Origin of the sequence: Nocardia sp. NPDC019219, assembly GCF_040632645.1 — a bacterium.
GTDB classification, from domain to species: domain Bacteria; phylum Actinomycetota; class Actinomycetes; order Mycobacteriales; family Mycobacteriaceae; genus Nocardia; species Nocardia sputorum.
In genome coordinates this window covers 34,341-54,050 of the sequence record NZ_JBEYCG010000006.1, presented here as the reverse complement: position 1 = coordinate 54,050, position 19,710 = coordinate 34,341, and the positions used below count along the sequence as shown (strand labels likewise).

Genomic DNA, 19,710 nt, shown 5'->3' with positions numbered 1-19,710 from the left:
TGATGTCTACTTGATCCACTTCTACGAGGGCGCGACGCGGATGCTTTTCTCAGGTTTTCGGGCCGATGTCGAAGACAACGACCTCGACATGTCGTCTCGGAATATGACGCCTTGCCTGGGTGCGGAGTTGTTCGGCAAGTGCATCGGCGTCGGGATGTTTCTTTGATCTCCTGAATTTGGTTGCGGTCCAGTAGATGATGTAGATGCCGTGAGTGAACAGAGCCGAGTCCATGTACTGGCCGACGAGTTGATCATCGATCGCGGTCAGCAATGAAGTGTTGGTGACGAGTTTGGCTTCGAAGGCGACCCGCCCGACAGGAGCGCCCCCGGATGTAGCGGTGAGGTCGATCCGGGTGCCGACGCCTTTGGGTTTGCGGCGAGTCACCTGTATCTCGCGGTCTACAACAATGTGGGGTTGAAGCCGCAGTGACAGTTGCTCGGCCAACCAGTCGGAGATAGTGTCCTCGCCCTTCGGTTTCGCGCCTGCGGTACCAGGGTCTCCGTCCCACAGGCTTCGAAAGGTGCCGCGTTCGCGGATGTCGTGTTGGATTCGGTCGAGTTGTTCGAGCAGAACGGTGAGCAGTCCGGCGCTGTCGCGAACCAATCGAGCGTCACCGCTTGTCAACAAGCCCATGAGCATCCCGGGCTGCACCGGTCGCCAGCTCGCCAGCGCCTCACGAATGCGAGCCTCCTGCAACAGGTGCCGAATCAACTCGAGATCTGGTGCTGGGCGGTCGAGCGCGAGCGCGGCCAGGAGAGGATCCATGCCACGCCCGGCCATCGTTTGCAGCAGGGACATACGCAGTCGACGCGCTGCCGATTGCGGAGTGCTTTCGGTGAAGTCGATGGTTTGGGGTGGGTCCTCGGCGAAGGGGAACTCGTCGAGAAGCATGCGGGTCAGTGTGATGAGTGATTCGTCGGACAGACGGGCGGGATCGACGTCGCCCATAGGCTCCACAGGGTCGAGGTGACCCCGCGCGTTCCATGTCGTCACCAACTCGTCAGGTGCCAGCCTCGCGAGGACGGCGAGGGCTGAGGCAGGGGCAGTGTCTTCGTCCAATGCTGAGTGTGCGACATCGAGGGCCGTATCAGGCGCGTGTTCAACAAGCACTTCGAAAGCCTCGTCGCGACGAGCTGCGGAGCCGTCGGTGTCGCGCGCCACCTGTTCGACGACCGCGATAAGGCTGGGATCGGCGAAGTCGGCCAGCGGGTGGTGAGCGAAGGAGAATCCGTCCGCCTTCTGCACCTGCTCGCGCAGCGCTGCATCGATCGCCTCGCGGCCCGCCTGCGGCGCCGCGTCTCGGATCCCGCGATGCCAATTGGTGGTGCCCGTGTAGGGGAAGGTCACAGTGAGCACCGGCGCCCAGACCGTCCACGTAGCCGGCTCGACCTCGGCCAGAAGGTTCGGGTGATGTTCGGCCAGCGTCGCGAGCAGGAATACTCCGGCCCAATCGGGCACCGCGTCATCGACGCTGAACTGTTTACGGCCCGCCCAGCGGCCGACGTCGGGCTGTCTGACTGCGAGATAATCCATCCCGAGCCGTAGGAGTGCTTGCTGCTCCTCGATTGCCAGGATGGACCACATCGGTCCGCTCGTCAGGTCCCAGTGTGTGAGCACTTCCGGGTCTGTGCGCCAATCACCGGCGAGCGCGAGGACAATATTCCACCACTCGCCAAGGTCGTCGCCTGCGCGCGTGATGGCATTACGCAGTACTGTTTCGAGTTCTGGCGCCGTCGGTGAAGGGTCCTCCTCGACCTCGACCTCGACCTCGGGCTGGCTACTCTGCTCGGGTAGTTGCTGTGAGGAGATCTCCTGGTGCTGGCGGTATCTTTCGAGTTCGGCATGCGCTGGATGGTCCTCGTCGGTAGCGGGAAGGCTGTCTGCCGATCTGAGCGGAGGACTCCACAGCAGACTTCGCAGTGTCACTCGTGCGGGGGCGAGTGTTTCGGGTGGCGCCGTTGTCATCCAATCGATGAGCCACTCGATGTCCGCAGGTGTGAGCAAGTTCAGGTCGAGGACAGCGACGAAGGCGTGCTCGTTGGTTACCAATGCGGTAGCGGCCATCACGCGACGTAGATCCGGATCGTCGTCGCTCTGCCATGGGAGCAGACGTTCGGTGTCGAGCATGTGCCGTCTGGGCAGTCGCCCATTGCCCAGCGCCGCGCCGATTTCTGCGGCGATCGCTGAATCTCTCATCACCCACGCACGGTGCAGCAAGCCGCCGATCAGCTGGTCGAAAGCGGAGTCGGTCCACTCGGGCCGGTGGTTCACTGCATGGATCAACGCGGGGACGACACCCTGGCTGGGGACGAGCTCGGCCAATTCGCCCAGTAGCCGGTGATAGCCACCGATGTAGTTCCGTGTGCGACGGGGCCTAAACGCCTTTCGAATGAGACCGAACTCCACCGCATCAGGCAGCACCGCTCGCAGCACCGCTGCGAGAATCTCGTCGTGAGGATCCTCGTCGGAGCTCAGCTCCAGCAGCGGCACCAACTCCGCCATCCGCTCGTGTGGCGCGACCGCGGCGAACGCCTTCACAGCTTCGGCTCGCATGGGATCGGGCCAAGTCGAACCAACGGCGATTTCGAGTAGATCGTCGGCGGACTCGCGCACAACGCACTGACGGGCGATACGACAAACCCAGAAGGCGACCCAATGATTCGATACGTCTGCCGCGGCCTCGTGGAGCTGGGCGGCCAGTTCGGGGTGACCCAGCACAGAGGTGTCGATTTGCCAGCCTTCGTCGATCGTGCCGGACGCCGCTCCGTGCAGTAGTGCCTCGACGAGGCGCCGACGAATCCGATCGCTGACCAGTTCCACACCGGTCGTGCTCAGCAAATATTTGGCGTTGTCGGCGAGCAACGTGTCAGGAACCGGCGCTCCCGAAGCGAGAAGCCAGCCGAGCACCTCGATCATCGGACCGGGAACCAGACCATTGACATCGGCCCCCAGCAGCGACACCAGTCGCTGTCCAATAACACCGCGGCGCATAAGATAATGCGCCGCAAGATACTCCGAGTAGGACTGGTGAACGAAGATCACCGTGCCTGGCACCCCCGCCGTAAACAATGCGGTATCGAGCACTTCGCGCACATCATCGACAGTGAGCAACGTCCCGGACAGGGCGGGTTCTGTCTGGGTCGGCACAGCGTTCACCGCGAGAACCGGCGTTTGAGAACTCGCGGCGGTGATGGTCTGCCCCGAGCTGGGGAGCGGCCCTGTGGCTGGCCGGAGCGCGAAGTTGCTGACACCGCAGAACATCGATATCGCCGCCAAGCGCTCGGCTACGAGACGTCGGCGGTAATCGTCGACCTTGCCGGGCTGGCGAGTGATACTGGTCTCGGTCAGCCTGTCGGCGACGGCGTGCCCCATCGCCTCGGACCGGCTGGCGGGAAGCTCACCGGATTCCCGCCACTGCCTCAGCAGGTTTCCTGCCGATAGAGGGTAGGCGAGCAGACGTGTGAGACGAGCCTCCGCGACCGCCTTCAAGAACCCGTCGGTATCCGAGCCGGCCAGCTCGCCGATCCCCGCCACGCTCAAGGGAAGAAGCTCCAGCCGCTCGAAACCGGATAGTGCCGTCCGCAGCCCGTCCGCCAAATCAACCGTCCACGACGCGGGGCGACAAGCCAGCCGCCACGACAGCTGCTTGGCTTCAGGACGACTCAGAACCCTGATCAGGACATAACCGATGTCGGGATCGGTCTGGAGCGCTTCGTCTACAGCATCAATGAAGACACTGCCGCTCGGACCGCCGGACGGAGCAACATCGCGGGACGACAGCGAGTTCACCAAATTGATGAGAGCCTGTCGACCTTCCAACTTAAGGTCGACCGACCGGCTATCAGGCTCGCGGACCTTCAAATCCTCGATCAGTGTGGACTTGCCTGCTCCACCCGGCGCGAGCAGCACATACGACCTGTGCGTACCGACAAGGTCTTCGGCCCGCTCGGGTCGATCACCATTGTACCAGTCGCGGGCCAGCGTCCTCGAATCCACAAGACCGTGCTCGGTACGCGGGATATCACTGTCCACCGAAGCTACCCAACGAGATACCAATCCACTCACGCCAACTCCTCACGTGCCGCCGCACCGGCCAGCGGCAGGAATTCTTCAGGATGCGCTACGACGCTGGCAGCCTAGACGAACAAGTCCGAAGTCATGGTGATGCCCAAACGATGACGGAGAGCGAAAATGCACATCACGCTGCGGGTGTGCCTCTATCAGCTCGGGTCTGTGCAATACGGAAGCGGCTGTAGGTGGAACCGATGTCACACGAAGTCGGAGATCGGCGCACGCAGAGAGAGCCACCAGAACCATCCACTCAGACAGCTAACTGGCCTGACTGCTCGAAAGTCCTTCTCTGCAAGGAGTTACGCGAAAACCGGGTTGACTGCCAACGATTAGCGAACTAGATTAGACGTCACTCCAGCACCCTTTGGTGTCAGCTCTGTCGGGATTCTGTGCGCAAGTCCCCTCTCGCGCACAGATTCCCGTCGTTCGTGACACTTTTTCGTGCCGCGTGTTGGAGTGCACTCGCACACGCGCAGGCCGACCAGTGAAAACACGATCTGACCTGCACCGATTCCTGGCACATCTGCCAGACCACGACACATCCGACCGCTCGGAAAAGTTTGCTGGCGGGAGTGATCGCCGATGATCCGGCCGTCATCCCGCCCCAGTCCCCGCTGCAGGAACTCATCCACGGGCCGCTGCCGACGGCCCGGACGGCGCGCCGTGCCGACAGTCTCTACCTGCGAGAGAAGGACGGCACCGACCGCTGGCAATCAGTCTGCCCAACCCTGATGCAGCACCTGCTCGATCACGCCACCCAACGCAATAGCCTGCGGTCGGGGCAACTAATGCGCTACCGCAACGGAACACCCTTCACCGCACGGCGTTTCGACTACCTCTGGAACCGCATCGGCGACACCTTGCCCTGGGTCGCCGCCCAAGGCATCAGCATGCACTGGCTGCGCCACACCACCTTCACCTGGGTGGCGCGCACCTTCAACTGCGCCGTCGCCGCGAATACGCCGCACACCAAGGCAAAACCGCTGGCGCGACCGCTACGTACGTCAAGTCCCACCTCAGGAAGTCGCCGCCGCCCTGTCCGTGCTCACCGGCGAACCGCACCCACTCGTGCCCACACACCAGCCGAGCGCACATCTGTCGTCCGCATGCTGACCACGTCGCACAAGGACCGTCCATGACCGAGACCATCGATCCACCCACCCTCAACAGCGTGCACCCCGCACAGCCTGCACTCACCGCGCGCGGAAGCCGCGTGCGCACGCCTTCTTCTGGACCGTGCTCGCTGCGGCGGCCGCCGTCAGCATCACCGGCAACGCCACCCACGCCCTCCTACACAGCAGCGCGGCGACCGGAAGTTCATGGACTTGGCAGTGCTGCCGTGCGCACGCGACCCGTCCCGTCGCCGCGACCCTCAGTTGGTCGCACAGGTGTTGGCGCATCACCACGTCGACGGCTGGTCACCGACCCGAATCGCCCGGGAGATCAACAAGGGGCTCCCCGCCAAAGTGGTGATCGTCGCGCACTACTGGGATATCGAAACCGAACCGACGAACGGGCTGCTGACGGCAGTCACCCGCAACGTCATCCAGGCTGCCCTGGATGCGGAGACGACCGAGCATCTCGGGTATGCCAGGGTGACCGGGCTGCGGCGGCCGAGGCCGGTGGCGACAACCACCGCAATGGCACCAGCCGCAAAACCGTGCACACCGATATCGGCCCGGCCCCCTTGATGTTCCCCGGTGGCTGGTCAGTTCGAGCCGCGGATCGTGCCCAAGCACGGCCGCCGTGTCAGCGGTTTTGACGAGGCCGTGATCAGTTTGTGCGCCAAGGGCTTGACCACCGGCGAGATCCGCGATCACCTCGCCGAGCTCTACGGTGCAGATGTCTCGAGGAAGACGATCTCGAAGCTCACCGACGCAGTGGCCGCCGAGCTAGCCGAATGGCAGTCCATGGATCGCGTGTACGCGGTGGTGGTGATCGACTGTATCCGGCGTCGAGATCCGCGATGGCCAGGTCGCCTCACGCCCGATCGACGTCGCTGGCGGCATCGGTCTCGACGGTGCCCGTGACGTGCTCGGGCTGTGGGTCGGTCTGTCCGCGCCACCTGTCCGCAACCGTCACAGCGACCGACCGCGCCGTCAGCCGCACTCTGCGCCACGCCGGACACAACGACGGGATCTCCCGCGTGAGCTGCTCCCGTGCCAACTTGGCTACGGCCGGCCGGGTTGTAGCGCTTGCGCCAAACGGGTTTCGGCAAACCAGGTGCGGCCGCTTGTGGCCGGGCCACGATCAGGCTTCGTTCGACGTGTCGCGTACTCCGGCGGCACGCATTGCGGACCTGATGGCCAGTCCGAGCACCAATCCCACCCCGGCTACCGCTGCGGCGATTTCTCCGGCTCCCGTAGCGAAGGCAACCACCAGCACAACTGCCAAAGCAAGCGCCCCCAGTGCGATGAGGGCGTTCACCACCCAATCTGGCAGTGGCTTGCGTAGCTTGTCCCAGATGGATTCCTGCTCAGATTCCTCAGCCTCGCGCATGGTGCGTACTGGTTTGGTCGGGTAGTCTTTCCCGCCGAATTCTTGTGCCTCTCGTAAATCTTCGCGCTGCAGTTCAGACAGGCGGAACGGTCCGCAACTGTCGTCCCATTCCGATAGTTTGCGACGCAACTCGCGTTGGTCCTTGTAATACCTATCGCGGTGCCCGTCCCATGAACCGTGTTTATGGTGCGCCTCGTTACGGTGGCGGTGAAATTTGAACAGCTCGTTTTCATCTTCCTGAGCATCCCTGAAGCGCTTGGCGACCTCATCGAGCCAGTAGACGATAGCCTGCAACAAATCCAGGCACGGATCGCGACCGTTTGCGCCTCCGCCGGCGGGCACGGCCGTTTGCCGCAGCACTAGGGCGGGACTCGTCGTGTGCCAAAGTGGAGGTGTGGCCCCCTTCGGTTCCGCGGTGCCGTCGAGTATGTGCAGTGTCGCCTGGTTACCGCGAGTTGCTTTTAGCATCGCGATTGGCGACTGTCTGATCGTCTGCGCCTGGTACGCGGCCTTCCGAGTGCTCGGTTCCGAGGTACTACGGGCCGGGACGTGTGTGAGGTGCGCCATTTCAATGCTCCAGACTGCTTCTACTGGTTGGAAGACTCAATCTCGGAAATTCCGCCGTTCCGATGGCTGGCGGCGCAGCAGACAATTGCACGGGGTGCCGATTCCCTTCCTTGGAGGCGACGGCAATTTATGGTCGACTGCGAGATTATGTCATCGCCGATCCCCCGGTGCGGGTTATGCGGGCGGCTGCGGATAATCGGATTCCGCCGAGGTGCAGTGTGTCCAGCTATCCCGGGCCGACGTGACAATCCGTCGGCACGCGCAGTTCTTGATTGTCGTGATCGCCCCGTCGTCGTCGACGCTTACTTCGGCGAGCACCACCCAGGGGCTGTCCGGGATGGTGGGGCAGGTGGGGTTGCCGGATGCCGCGTCTGGGTCCCCCTTGTGTGAGGTCGGGCAGGCGTCGAGGACGCCGATCTCGTAGCCGTCCCGGTAACGCGAGTACTCGCACTGGGTTTCGTCGCATCCGCAGCCGGCGGGCTGGGCTCGGACTGGTCGTGTCGGTATCTCCCGGTAACGAACCGCAATATAGCGTGGGCCGTCTGGCTTTTCTGCGTAGGTTTCCGTGCACCACGGGTCGGCGAACTCGTCGGTGTGCCCGGCCGTACCGGCGTGCAAAGACACCTCATAGGGCCGCTCGATGACGATTTCGTCGCCGAATGGACCGAGGATGTATCCGGGCTGCACCTGCACGACCCATGGTGTCGGGTCGCTGCCTTCGATGGTGCGAACAGGGCATACCAGCGCTCCGCACACGACGCCCCAGCCGTGGAGATAGATATTGTGCCGCCGCAGTCGGTTGCGAAAGTACTCCGCCTCCAGTGTGAGATCGTCGGGGGTCATGAGTTGCCGCGGAAAGTACCGGGGACGTTCCAGTGGTGTTGTCTGGTGTTGCATGCTTGCTCCTGTCGGGGTGTGGGGATCTCGCACCTTCGGTTACCGCCGGTCGTGGCTGCCCGCGCGTTCCTCCTCGACGATCCGGGTCAGGATGTCGATGAGGATGTCGTTGCCGAACACGATCGGGCGGATCGTGATGTCGACGTCGTCGATGTCGCAGGCGTCGTCGCGGCAGTTCAGGTGGATGTTCGCCAGCGGGATGCAGGGGTTGCGGGGCGGGTTCGGGCAGTCGCGGGTGATCCATTTCGCCAGTGCCGCGTAGTCGAGTTCCCCGTGGGCGAGGACGTCGGGGAATCGGCAGCTCAGCTCGATGGGGTCTGCCGCGCCCGGCTCGAATTCGATCCGGTACTGCTCGCGGATCGCGCCTGGGGCGCACGGGGTTGAGGTCGAGCAGTCCCCGGCGAGCACCGCGACCGGGTCCGTCTCGCATTCGTGGTAGCAGAGCACCACCGTGACGCAGGCGGTCGGCTCGTACTCGTCGTCGGTGTGAGCGGGCGGGGGCTTGTCGCGGCGGTCCTCTTCCGTAGGGATGATCTCCTGTTGCCCGCACACGCGGTCGATGAGCGCGGGCGGGATCGGGATCGGTGGGGTGCGGGTCGGGATGACGATCTCGCGTCCCCAGCGATCGATCGCCACCCCGGAGGTGATCTCGACCGCGCAGCCACTGCTTGGGACCACGTCGAGACCGCACACGACACCACTGCCGGTGACCAGCCGGTTCAGCAGCCGCCGCATCCCAATGCCGTAGGCCGTCTCCATCTCGAAGTGGTGAACGTCCATCATCTTGCCGTGGAAGAAACGGTTGCGCCGGGGCGCCGTGAGCCCCGTCCGTTGCGCCGTTGCGGGTGTTCCGTTCATGGCTCCTCCTGATCGTGTCTTGTGGCGTGTCGTCAGTGGTCCCGCAGTGAACCCGAGCCGAGGAGTGTCGTCACACCGAGCTGCGAGGACTCTCCGATCCTTCCCGGCGGCGCGCCGCCAAGGACGAAGCCGGCACCGAGCACCGCCTCGCCGTCCAGCCGGGCGGGGGGTGCGTCGCCGCCGATCACGGTGTCGATCCCGACCCGTGCCGTCCCGACCGCGAGGCCGGGATCGACCCGGCAGATCACGTAGTCGGTGTGTGCCGGTCGTTCTCGCTCCAGGAGCGCCTCGACCGCTGCTGCACGCTCCGCGCTGTAGTTCGCGCCTTGGTAGAGGCGCACGGTGAAGCGGTGGGCGACGGTGTCGAACAGCGGCATTCCGTACTCCGCGTTGTCGATCAGGTGGGAGCGGTCGACGGTGGCGGTCGACCCGAGCACCGCACCTTGGGGTTCGGCGGCGGCGAGCATGGTCGTGACGCCCAGGACCGAGGTCTCCCGCTCGGCCGCCGGGCTCGTTTCCCCCGCGGCCAGTGCCCACCAGGCGCCGGTGACGATCGGCTCCTCGATCCAGGCGTCGACACCGGTGTGGCGGCGCAATGCTTGGCGCAGCCCGGCGGGGGTGCCACGGTGCGCGGACTCGGCGTAGGAGTGGGTGACCGCCTCGCGCAGCGCGCCGGTGTCCCACTGCGGCGCCCGGTCGACGGCGAGCCAACGCGCCAGCGTGGTGAGGAACGGCTCCGCCACGGCCGGGTCCAACAGCCGGGATAGGCCTGTCGTCGCGTCCTGCACCTCCCCAAATAGGCTTTCAACGAGCGCGAGGTAGCGCCGCAGGAACGTGTGGGGCTGCTCGTCGCGGTAGATTGCGGGCAGGTGCTGCAGGTATCCCGCATGGTCGAACTCAAGGCGGATCTGCTGCAGTTCGGCTGTGCTGGTTCCGTCGCCGGTGAATCGTATGCCGACCCAGGCGAACCTCGTCGCGGGCCGGTCGATCAGGAATTCTCCCAGTTCGGGTGGCCCGGGCGACCAGGCGGGCGCAGGGAATGGGTCCGCTGCGGTCTCCTCGACCGCGGGTTCGCTTGCTGGGTCGTTGGTGGTGTGCACGAAGAACTGCACGTGGGCATCGGCGGGCAGCGTGACCATCGTCGTGACGAGGCGGTGCCAGGTCTTCGGGCGGTCGGTGAAGCCGCCGAAGGGTCCACCCCAGGCGATGCCGTGCCGGACGAACGCCCCGTGCAGCGCCAACCGGACCGGCGGTCCGGACCCGCCGGGATGGACGATGAGCCCGCCGCGCCCGTCCAGGGCCAGCGCCGCGACCGGAGCGGACCAACCGGCCGCGATCCCCAGTCGGGTACCGTTGCGATCGAATGTGACGACCGAACCGCCCGCACCGATGTAGAAGGCGTCCGACGTTGCCGCTAGCCCGAGCGGGTCGTCGGTGAGGTCGAGGTTGTGCTCCGTGAGCAGGTGCCCGGCCGGGTCGAGGACGAGCAGCGCGCGACGGCTCCGGTCGAGGACGCATATCTCCGGTCCCGGCCGGACGGCGATGGCGACCGGGTCCCGCAGGACCGCCTCGGCAGCCAGTGTGTCGGCGAATGCGCGATTTTCCGCCCCGCCCGCGGTGAGCTGCCGAACCCGCCCATGCTCGGCGACATAGATCCGGCCTGCCGGATCGGCGGCCAAGCCCGAGGGCCGGTCGAACCCGTCCCACACGTCGAGCAGTTGGTGGGTGCGCAGGTCGAACAGTTGGATCCGGTCGTTGCCGGTGTCGGCCACGATCAGCGCGCCCCGGTTGCGGTGTACCAGCAGGCCGGTGGGTCCGCGCAGCTCGGTCGGTTCTGATCCCTCGCCGCCGACACAGCTGAATGCTTCCGAGGATCCGTCGCAGCCGTCGACGCGACCGATGGTGTGTCCGTCGGTGAAGAAGATCGTTCCGTCCGGGCCGACGGCGAGCCCGGCCGACGCGTCTGGGCCAGAGGGGGGCCCGGTTGGGGGTGGTGTGGTCGCCGCCGGCAATGTGGCGAGCCGAAGCGTGGTCTGGGTGGGATCCAGGCCGCGTCGGTGAAAGTCGCGCCACACGTTGTCGCGGTTGAGATGAACGAAAGTGGGTTCGCTCATCGGGCTTCCTCGCGACCGTCCGGCTGTCGCCGCGCGGGGCGCGGTGAATGATTCGCGGAGCCGTTCATCCCTCGACACCCATCCAGCCGACTCGCCAATGACGCTCGGCTAGCTTGACCAGCTCCTCCGGGGACAGCTGTGCGGGCTCACCGTCGTCGGCGCGGAACTGCAGGACAATGACTTGAACCCGGAAACCGACGGCCGTCGGTTCGACGATGCTGAGCTGCCCGTCGAGGATGATGGTCCGGGTTGGCGGCTCATCGATCGGGATCGGGAGGTCCCGTCGGCCGTCGATTCGGGCGAAGTAGCCGGGCACCGTTCGGAACCCGCCCGAGCGGGTGTGGATCTCGGCTTGGAGCCCGCCAACGATTTGGTAGAACATTCTCCACCCATTAGTGGTGGTGTCGTCCCCCAGGATCCATTCCTCCCAGTTGTCCGGTTCTTGGATGCCGCAGGCGATGTGCGGCTGCGTGGGCGGACGGGCGTTGCGCCGCTGGGCAATGCTGATGTCTTTGGCCAGCGTGCAGTGATGCACCGCGATATCGGCGAGCACCAGCTTCCGCCCGCTCAGTATGTCGGCGGGATCCTGCGCCGGGCTGCCATCCGGATTCAGCGGCACCCAGCAGAAGATCGGTTCCTCGCGCAGGCGCACGGCCCCCCGCGTGTCACAGATCCCTTCGCGGCGCTCGAACTCTTCCAGGTCCTCGTCGCTCGGGTACTGGACGGTCAGCACGTAGCGTTGCGGCTGCCCGACCCCGTCGTCGGCCACCGGTGGCACCGGGACCATGCGGGAGCTGGTCAGCACGATTTCGCGGCCCAAGTCGTCGATGGCGTAGCCCGGCTCGATTCCTACCTCCCGGTCGCCTTTGCGGCCGGTCACGGAGAAGCCGTTGCCGATCCCCGGCTGGTGCAGACTCTGGTTGTGCAACCAGCGCATCTCCCGGTTGAACTCCTCGATCTGCTGCAGGTCGTCGGCGAAGAGACGCTGACCGTCGAAGAACCGCTGCCGCTCGATCGAGCGGGTCTCATGGGGTGAGCTCATGGGTGTCCCTCACTTCGATGCTCGATACCGATCCAGGTAACGGCCACGGTGGTGCTGGCCAGGCTGCACAACTTCTCTACGAGAGCGGATATGGAGTCGGGCACGGGAGCGAGTACGGAGAACGGCTGGGTCAGTTTGAGCCAGTTGAGCCGCGGCATCAACAACCGGACGGTGAAGCCGTCCTTGTCCGCCTGGGCGATGTGGTCGAACAGAACGAGCAGCTTCAGTTCGTGCTCTGGATGAGATATGGATCCCGTGATCTGGGTGAAGTAGCAGGGCACGTCGGTGAACCCGGCCGCCGACGTGTCAACCTCGACCTGGAGTCCAAGGTGCCACTCCGCTTTGTTGATCACCTCGGTCCACGGCGTCCAGGCAGTGGCACCTGGAATTGTCGCTCCGCGGCCGATCCGGGAGCGGGAGAATGGTCGGACCTGCGCGGCGGACACCTCGGCGTCACCGACGAGCAGTCTCACACCGTCGCTGTGGGCCGCTGCGTCGGGCGGCAGCCAGCACAGCGTGACTGCACCCGATTCACCGGGTTTGCTCGCGAGCACTAGGTAGCGGCCACTCGTGTCCGCAGGGACATCAACTGGCTGGTCGAGCTTCAGTTCGCGTCCGCGACGGTCGTAGGCCAGCCCAGGTGCGACAGTGGCGACGCCGTCCTCGGGCGGCATGACCTCCAGGCCCGACACGATCCCGTACGCCCGGTGCAGCGCACGGTTGTGCCACCAACGCAGCTGCTCGTCCAGAGCGGACTGATCGGTGAAGTCGCATCCGAGCAGCGCCTCGCCGTGGATGTGCCGCAGGCGGAGCGGATCGACCGGATGCAAGGGGTCGGTCATCGGCGGGTTCACCTCACTTCGATTTCGTGTGGGCCGGCGTCGACCAGTCCGAGGGGGCCGATGCAGACGTCGGCGCAGCTCACTTGCCCGTCGGACACCAGTTCGAGGGCGAGGACATGAGCGATCCCCGGCACCTTGCCGATGACGGTCAGTACCTCCGAGTGGTGGACGTCGCGGCCGAACGGCCACCCGGCGCCGTCGGGGCCGCCGGTCAGCGGGTGCAGGAAGCCATCGAGGGCGGCACGGACGGCGGTCGCAAGTCCCGCGGTCGGGGTGCCCGCTGTGGCCTGGACCGTGGCCCGGACGGTGACGTGGACGTACTCTGGCTCAGCCACCTCGACCCGGGTGCCGATCATGCGTCGCCGGTTCAGGTAGGCGGCCACCGCCCTCCGCAGGCCGGGAGTGGGTACCGGGCGGTCGGCGGGCAGGTGCGGGAGGACTAGCACCGTGACGACACCGGGCGCGGTCTGGAACGGGAATCCGGGGTGTGTGTTGGCTCGGGCTTCGGCGCGGGCGAGACGGACCCCCGGCGTCTGCCGGGCCAGCGCGGCGTAGTCGTCCAGCGTGACGGCGCGCGCGGCGTCCTCCCGTTCATCGCGGGCCCGCGCGATCGCGGCCGACACCGACTCGGCGGCGGCGCCATCCGCGGCGGGCGTGATGTTCGCGATCCACACCAGCCGACCGGCGAGTGCCTTCAGGTCACCGGCGACGGCCCGGTTGTGTGCCGAGTCGGCCAGCCGGTCGATCGTCCGCGTCGCGAGGTTGCCGTCGGCGGCGCGGGTGATGTCCGCGGTCACCAGCAGCGTCGTCCCTGCGGGGGCGGTACGGCCGTGCTCGCCGTCGCCGAGCAAAATCGTTCCAGCGGTCGGGTCGGCGGTGAGGTGTGCGTCGGAGCGGGTGGAGGCGTCGAAGTCGGGCCGGGCAGACCAGATCCGCCACGTTCCGTCCTCCAGTCCGGTGACCCGCAGGGACGCCGCGACCAGTGGCGCGTCGGGCACGTCGATGCGCTGCCCGGGCCCGCCGGTGCCGCGGGCCACCGCCGCGGCTTCGACGATCAGCGAGCGTTTCACCCTGTCGAGGGCCAGCAGCCGGACAGCGGGGATGCCGGCGCGGGGCGGCCCGAACCGGATCCGCCGCACCTGACCGCGGCGGTCCAGGTCCACGTCCAGTTCGACGAACTCTCCCGGGACCGGCTCCTCGCCGCTCACCTGCGCGCCTTGGGCGAGCTGCAGCCGGGTGGTCGCAGGGACGGCCTGCTCCACCTCTACAGGGTTGTCGGTCAGCCCTTGCAAGACAGGTGGGGCGTCGAATCCGCCGTGGATCAGCCGGGCTCGCAGCCAGACCAGAGCCTCTGGGTGGGCGCCGAGGCTTCCTGCTGGTACCGGTCCGGGTATGCGGAGGACAACCCGCCCGTCGAGGGTCATGGCCCGGGTGTCGTCGTCGACTTCCTCGGGGGCGAGCCGGGTCCAGTGCCCGGCACCGTTGCGCAGTTCCCACGACAGCACGGCACTGTGGTGGACGGCTCGGCGCGGTTCGGTGGTTTCTTTCTCCTGCTCATCGCAGTGCAGGATCTTCCAGGGCGGGACGCAGTCTGCGGTTGCGGCGGCTGTCTCGGCCGAGATCCTTTGCCGCTCGGCGTTTCCTGATCGGCCGTCCGGGTCCCCGATGGCTATACCGAGGCTGATGAGGGTGCCGGGTGTCCATGGTGCGGGCAAGTCGAACCCGAGGTACAGGGCCGCGCCGGGCCGCGGGTCCGGTCCGAAGGGCAGGATCGGCTCGCCGCGCAGCCACGCTGTGGTCAGGTCCCGGGGGGCGGCCGAGTGCGGGTCTTCGGCCAAGACTGCCGCGAGGCGACCGGGCTGCACCGTCAGGTCGTGTCGGGCGCGGAAGCGTATCGGTGTCCCGAACGGGTCGTGCCCGGTGAATTCCAGCCCGGCTGGCAGCGGGAGCGGGGCCTCGCCGGGGGCGAGCCGCAGCCCGAGGATGGTCGTGGCCGGGCGCGGCGGCGCCGGGGTGATCCCGGCGAGGGCGAGGAATTTGCGGCGGTGGGCATCGGTGATTCGGTTGACGCGGTAGAGGTCCATCTCCACGATGAAGGCGAACAGCTCGACGAGCGTGATGCCCGGGTCGTGGGCGTTGTGGTCGGTCCAGCCCGGGGCGTGGAACGGGATCAGCGCTCGTGCCTCCTCGACCAGGTCGATCCAGCGCCGGTCGTCGAGGTTCTGCAGTGGTAGTGCGGTCGATATCACGTGCTGGCTACCCTTCCGCTCGTGCGGGTCTGATCCGCAGCTCGCCTGCGACCACGGTGCGGTGGGGCGCCACCGCGATGCGCTCGCCGCCGATCTGCCCGCCGGTGGAGATGGTCAGCTGCTCGACGAAATCGACACCGTCGACGCGCTCGAGGACGGCGGCGACGTCGGCGAGGTACACGGTGCGGCCCGGCGGCCAGCCGCTACCGTCGGGCCCGCCGTGCACGGGGTGCAGCAGCCGCGTCAGCGCTGCGGTAGCCCGCTTTTCGACGGGCCCGGCTTCGGCTGGGTCGTGTGGGACGACTGTCACTTCGACGTCGATGGGCAGGTACTGCGGGCCGGTCACCTCGATGCGGCCGAGCGCGGCGAGGGTCGCCTCCGCCCGCGCCTCGACGTAGCGGCGGACCTGCTCGCGCAGACCGAACGACGGGAACGGCCTCGGATCGGCGGTCGCCGGGATGACGATCAGTGTCACGTAGCCGGGCCGCCGCCGCCCGTCGGCCGAGCGTCCGGCCAGCGCGGTGGCCACCGCGACCGCCGGGGAGGCTTCCCGGGCGAGGGTGACCAGGTCGGTCACCGACAGCCCACGGCCGCGGTGCCGCAGCGTCTGCGGTCCGCGCACGCGCAGCGCGTCAAGTGTCTCTCCGTCGGCGCCGCCCTCTGCGGGCATCGGGTTGGTGACAGCCTCGACGCCGCCGATGGATGCCTGGAGCTGCGAGATGGCCCCGGCCGCGACATTGCCGATGCTGCCTCCACCGGTCTGATAGCGCCGCGCGAGGATCGCCGCACCTGCAGGCGGAGCCTTACCGGTGGCGCCATCACCGAACTGCAGTCGGCCCCGCGAAGGCTCCAGCGCGTAGTGCCGGTCATTCGGCCCAGAGCGCACCAGATGCTCGACCGGGTACCAGCGCACCCAGACCTCGGTGACCTGCTTGGCGCGGTCCCGGCGCAGCCGCAGCGGACCGTAGACGATGTCGCGTGTGCTCTCCTGACCGAGCAGTCCCTCGATCTCGCGGACTGCGCGCTGGTCACCGCCGAACAGTTCCAGTGCGACGATCCGCCACTCGACGCCCGCGCGTGAGCCTGCCAGTTCGCGGACCTCGATCTGCTCCCCGGGCAGGACCGGGACCTGCCGCATGACGAGAACCTGGTCGGGCAACCCGGTACCGGCCCCGATCGGATCGTCGAGGATCGTCTGCTGTTGCACGGCCCACGTCGCGTTCGGGAAGATCGCGCGGATCGTCGGCTCGCCCGGGGGCCCGTCCTCGGCCAGGCGGGCGCGCAGCCACGAGCGGGGGCTGCCGAAACGGTCCAACGGCACGCTGTTGCGCGGACCGATCAGGCTGACCAGGCCAGGCAGCCGAAGTCCGCGGGTCCCGTCCTCCACCCGCACCGGGCGCCAGCTGCCGCCGTCCCAGTACTCCCACACCAGGGTGGGACCGCGTGAATCCGTCGGGTCTTCGGCGATGTCGATCAGGATGCCAACCTCATCGGCTGGCAGTGGTTTGTCGAAGCCGAGATATAGCGCCGGCGTGAGGTCTACGGGCGGGGTGAAGGGCCGGAAAATCCGGCCGGGCCAGATCGCCTCGTCGGTGCGGTCGGCGTAGCGGAAATCGTTGTAGGTCAGCACCCGCTCAGGGGTGAACGGGCCATGCGTCCAGGTGTAGCCCAGCTTGAACTCACTCAGCGCAGGAGGCTTGCTGACGATGTAGCTGAACGTGTTGGAATTCCCAGCCGAGTCGGTCCAGGTGACCTCTTGCCTGACGCCGAAACCACCACTGACCAGTCGGACCCGCATCCAGCGAGCCTCGATATCGGCGACCTTGGTCGGCGCGATGTCCTCGGGCACGGTGAGCGAAACGGATACGGAGGCTTTGGCTGGGTCGGTGGGGTCAAGGTCGGCGGGGGCGGACCTGAGGTCGGCGGTGAAGTTCGGCACCCTGGCCCATTCCCGGCCGTTCCAGTATTCCCAGGCGACGAGGTGTGGCAACGAGTCTCCATCGGACAGCTCATCCTGCGGGGTCCTGGTGCGTGTGAAACAGACGTCTAGGTGAGCCCTCGGTTTGGTGAATGCTTCCTCCGAGGAGAAGTAGAAGATCGACCCCGGTTGGGGTGCTGGGCCGAACGGGTAGAACAGCGCACTGGTGTCGACCTCCGCGCCGGCAACGATCGCTGTATCCGGCAGGAAGCCACCGGCGAGCGTGGTTGAGACTCCCGCAATCGGTGGCACGATCTGGACCCTGCGAATGGTGGTCGTGGACAGTCGGATCTGCTTGATCTCGGGGAGCAGTTGAGCTGGGTTCGGCGGCAGCGGCTCGGTGAGCCGCCCGCGCACCCAGAAGCTTTCGATTCCCGCGACGGTGGCCGGCGTGGTTTCGGCGCAGTCGGTGAGTAGGTGGATTGTCCCGCTCTGCTGAAACCGTGCTGTGCTGTCCTCCTGCGCGGCGGCAGTGCGGTCGCATGCGGCGATGGTGTTGCGGAACGGGCGCCAGACCTTGCCGTCCCAGTATTCCCACACCGTGCCGAGTTCCTCGGAGGACCCTTGGGAGAGTTCGAATTCGACTGCGACATGGCTGGTGGCCGAGATCGCGAGCAGGGTGGAGTGGGCGAGGTAGAGGTGGTGGGGAATGTCTTGCAGATCGGCAGGCCGCCACGGCCGAAAGGGTTCGCCCGCCGTGATCGCCGCCGTGTGATCGATGGACTGGTCGCGGCCGGGCCAGTGGCTGCGCACCTCGACGAGCCGGCCAGAGGTGAGCCCTATGCTGCGCTCGGTCTCGAAGTTCACCGGTTGCGGCGGTGTTGTCATCGGGGAGTCGGCAGGTTCAGCGGGGCCTATGTTCGTCGGGACCGGTTCGGGGGGCGTTGCGGCCAGCCGTGTTCCTGCGGGGACGCGGATGTTGCCTGTGTCGGCGCCGACGCTGAACACCACCAGGGCCCGGGCGGCGCGTGCCGGGACGAGCGGCACGCCCAGCGCGTCGAGCATGGCCAATTGGTGCTTGTCAGGTATCTGGTTGAGTCTGGCGGTGATCGCGGCCAGGTAGCGGCCCACGATTTCGGTCAGCGCCACGTCGGGACCGTCGGGGCCGGGCTGCCACTCCGGCACGTAGCCGGACCGGCGTGCCAGCATCGCCGCGACGAACGCGGCGGCGTCGCGAGCATCGACGAGCGGTTGCTCGGTGCGGGTCATCGCGGCGTTCCTTCGTCCAGGTAGAACGGGTAGACGAGGTTGTGCAACGAGTTGGTGGCGCGAACCCGGTACCGGACGTCGATGAGGAGTTGGTTGCGTTCGTTCGGGTCGGTGGTCACGGCGACGTCGAGCACGTCGATGCGAGGTTCCCAGTCGATCAGCGCGTCGCGTACCTGGTTGCGGATTCTGGTCATCGTGGTGGGGCTGACGGGTTCGAACACGAACGTGCTGAGTCCTGCCCCGAAGTCGGGTCGCATGACCCGCTCCCCCGGGTCGGTCCCGAGGATGATCATGATCGCCTGCCGCACGTCGTCGGAGTGGGTGACCATCGTCGGGGTGCCGTTGAGCTGGAGTGTCGGCGGGAACGCCCAGCCGACGCCGAGGAATGCTTGCGGATCGGCGACCATTCTCAGCCCCCGATCTGCACGCTCGGCAACCCTGTAATGATCGGGGCACCGCAGCCGGTGATATCGCCCATCCGCGCCGCGCCGCGCCCACCGATGAGCACGGTGGCGCTGCCCATCACGATGGGGGTGGGCGGATGTGGCCCAGCGGTCGGCGGCATGGAACAGGCGTGCAGGTCACCCAGCACCGCGGCCGGCATCCCGCCGATGAGCACCATGGGCACGCCGGGGCCGGTGATGACGCCGGGATGCCCGGTCGGGTCGAGTACACGCGCGGCGGACGGCATGGGGTGCCCTTTCTAGTTGATCTTCACGAGGGGGGCGGTGACGTTGCAGACCCCGCCGGATTTCACCTCAGTGGTGGCGGCGCCGTTGATCTCGACGTTCGCGCCTTTGAGGCTGATCTGCGGGGCTTCGAGCGTGATACTGGCCGCGGCCTTGATGGAGACCGACTGTGATGCGTTGTCCAGCGTGATCGTCACCGAGCCCGCGAGGTTGGACAGCTCGATCTTTGCTGGGTCCATCGTGATTTTCTGGTCGGTGGAGGTGGAGATTGTGACCGACTGCAGCAGGTCGTCCATCTCGATCTGGTGGCCTGCGCCGGCGGTCAGTCCGCTGCGCAGGATCCGGCTGGTCAGCGCGGTGAGGGGGTCGTCGACGGGGATGCGGTCGCGGGCGTTCCATAGGCCACCGAGGACGAAGGCGTCGCGCGCGTCATCGTGCGCCATGGCGACGAGCACCTCGTCATCGATGCGCGGGACGTAGAACAGGCCCGCCCTGGATCCCGCGCCCGCAGCGACGAGCCGCGCCCAGACTTCCTGGTCGATGGACGGGATGCGGACCAGGACCCGCCCCTGCATGGGCACGTCGATGTTCTGGGTGACAATGCCTGCGGCGATACTGACACCGGGGCCGCGTCCGCCATCCTCTCGTGCGCCCTCTAACTCGAACAGGGACACCATGCTCGCCTCCCTCCGTC

15 protein-coding genes are annotated in these 19,710 nt (G+C 66.7%); 3 read left to right on the top strand and 12 right to left on the bottom strand.

Features of this window, described 5'->3' with window-relative positions:
• Positions 1-49: 49 nt before the first annotated feature.
• Positions 50-4,066, bottom strand: a complete 4,017-nt coding sequence (locus ABZ552_RS13705) for a hypothetical protein (RefSeq protein WP_357437272.1) — start codon at positions 4,064-4,066, stop codon at positions 50-52.
• 578 nt (positions 4,067-4,644) lie between these two features.
• Here ABZ552_RS13705 and ABZ552_RS13700 point away from each other — a divergent pair.
• The 3 genes from ABZ552_RS13700 to ABZ552_RS13690 all read left to right on the top strand — a co-directional run bounded on the left by ABZ552_RS13700 (position 4,645) and on the right by ABZ552_RS13690 (position 6,102).
• A complete protein-coding gene (locus ABZ552_RS13700; RefSeq protein WP_281874010.1) occupies positions 4,645-5,211 on the top strand; it encodes a hypothetical protein in 567 nt (188 codons plus the stop codon).
• A 180-nt stretch (positions 5,212-5,391) separates the two neighbouring features.
• On the top strand, positions 5,392-5,763 hold the full coding sequence (locus tag ABZ552_RS13695) for a hypothetical protein (protein ID WP_281874011.1): 372 nt from the start codon (positions 5,392-5,394) through the stop codon (positions 5,761-5,763).
• A 9-nt stretch (positions 5,764-5,772) separates the two neighbouring features.
• A complete protein-coding gene (locus ABZ552_RS13690) occupies positions 5,773-6,102 on the top strand; it encodes a transposase (RefSeq protein ID WP_281874013.1) in 330 nt (109 codons plus the stop codon).
• A 220-nt stretch (positions 6,103-6,322) separates the two neighbouring features.
• On the opposite strand, the gene ABZ552_RS13685 is transcribed toward ABZ552_RS13690, so the two are convergent.
• From ABZ552_RS13685 to ABZ552_RS13635, 11 genes are all read right to left on the bottom strand, one after another.
• Positions 6,323-6,931, bottom strand: coding sequence for a hypothetical protein (locus tag ABZ552_RS13685; protein WP_281874015.1), 609 nt, complete (start codon positions 6,929-6,931; stop codon positions 6,323-6,325).
• A 381-nt stretch (positions 6,932-7,312) separates the two neighbouring features.
• On the bottom strand, positions 7,313-8,035 hold the full coding sequence (locus ABZ552_RS13680) for a hypothetical protein (protein WP_281874016.1): 723 nt from the start codon (positions 8,033-8,035) through the stop codon (positions 7,313-7,315).
• A 39-nt stretch (positions 8,036-8,074) separates the two neighbouring features.
• On the bottom strand, positions 8,075-8,893 hold the full coding sequence (locus ABZ552_RS13675) for a hypothetical protein (RefSeq protein ID WP_281874018.1): 819 nt from the start codon (positions 8,891-8,893) through the stop codon (positions 8,075-8,077).
• Between the two features lie 32 nt (positions 8,894-8,925).
• On the bottom strand, positions 8,926-11,007 hold the full coding sequence (locus ABZ552_RS13670; protein ID WP_281874019.1) for a phage tail protein: 2,082 nt from the start codon (positions 11,005-11,007) through the stop codon (positions 8,926-8,928).
• 64 nt (positions 11,008-11,071) lie between these two features.
• Positions 11,072-12,049: a hypothetical protein gene (locus tag ABZ552_RS13665; RefSeq protein WP_281874021.1), complete on the bottom strand. Its 978-nt coding sequence runs from the start codon at positions 12,047-12,049 to the stop codon at positions 11,072-11,074.
• Positions 12,046-12,891: a hypothetical protein gene (locus tag ABZ552_RS13660; RefSeq protein ID WP_357437266.1), complete on the bottom strand. Its 846-nt coding sequence runs from the start codon at positions 12,889-12,891 to the stop codon at positions 12,046-12,048. Before ABZ552_RS13660 ends, ABZ552_RS13665 begins: the two co-directional genes overlap by 4 nt.
• Before the next feature lie 8 nt (positions 12,892-12,899).
• The gene (locus ABZ552_RS13655; protein WP_281874025.1) at positions 12,900-15,140 is read right to left on the bottom strand and encodes a putative baseplate assembly protein; all 2,241 of its coding nucleotides are present in this window, start codon (positions 15,138-15,140) and stop codon (positions 12,900-12,902) included.
• A 7-nt stretch (positions 15,141-15,147) separates the two neighbouring features.
• A complete protein-coding gene (locus ABZ552_RS13650; protein WP_357437263.1) occupies positions 15,148-18,327 on the bottom strand; it encodes a putative baseplate assembly protein in 3,180 nt (1,059 codons plus the stop codon).
• A complete protein-coding gene (locus tag ABZ552_RS13645; protein ID WP_281874029.1) occupies positions 18,324-18,734 on the bottom strand; it encodes a GPW/gp25 family protein in 411 nt (136 codons plus the stop codon). The genes ABZ552_RS13650 and ABZ552_RS13645 overlap by 4 nt, the downstream gene beginning before the upstream one ends.
• 2 nt (positions 18,735-18,736) lie before the next feature.
• Positions 18,737-19,018 carry a PAAR domain-containing protein gene (locus tag ABZ552_RS13640; RefSeq protein WP_281874031.1) on the bottom strand — a complete coding sequence of 94 codons (282 nt, stop codon included), beginning with the start codon at positions 19,016-19,018 and terminating at the stop codon, positions 18,737-18,739.
• Between the two features lie 12 nt (positions 19,019-19,030).
• A complete protein-coding gene (locus ABZ552_RS13635) occupies positions 19,031-19,693 on the bottom strand; it encodes a phage baseplate assembly protein V (RefSeq protein WP_281874033.1) in 663 nt (220 codons plus the stop codon).
• Positions 19,694-19,710 lie beyond the last annotated feature (17 nt).

Coding starts and splice junctions, on each gene's coding strand:
- ABZ552_RS13650 (WP_357437263.1), bottom strand. CDS start 18,327: ATGACCCGCACCGAGCAACCGCTCGTCGATGCTCGCGACGCCGCCGCG.
- ABZ552_RS13635 (WP_281874033.1), bottom strand. CDS start 19,693: ATGGTGTCCCTGTTCGAGTTAGAGGGCGCACGAGAGGATGGCGGACGC.
- ABZ552_RS13640 (WP_281874031.1), bottom strand. CDS start 19,018: ATGCCGTCCGCCGCGCGTGTACTCGACCCGACCGGGCATCCCGGCGTC.
- ABZ552_RS13670 (WP_281874019.1), bottom strand. CDS start 11,007: ATGAGCGAACCCACTTTCGTTCATCTCAACCGCGACAACGTGTGGCGC.
- ABZ552_RS13645 (WP_281874029.1), bottom strand. CDS start 18,734: ATGGTCGCCGATCCGCAAGCATTCCTCGGCGTCGGCTGGGCGTTCCCG.
- ABZ552_RS13665 (WP_281874021.1), bottom strand. CDS start 12,049: ATGAGCTCACCCCATGAGACCCGCTCGATCGAGCGGCAGCGGTTCTTC.
- ABZ552_RS13675 (WP_281874018.1), bottom strand. CDS start 8,893: ATGAACGGAACACCCGCAACGGCGCAACGGACGGGGCTCACGGCGCCC.
- ABZ552_RS13680 (WP_281874016.1), bottom strand. CDS start 8,035: ATGCAACACCAGACAACACCACTGGAACGTCCCCGGTACTTTCCGCGG.
- ABZ552_RS13660 (WP_357437266.1), bottom strand. CDS start 12,891: ATGACCGACCCCTTGCATCCGGTCGATCCGCTCCGCCTGCGGCACATC.
- ABZ552_RS13695 (WP_281874011.1), top strand. CDS start 5,392: ATGGACTTGGCAGTGCTGCCGTGCGCACGCGACCCGTCCCGTCGCCGC.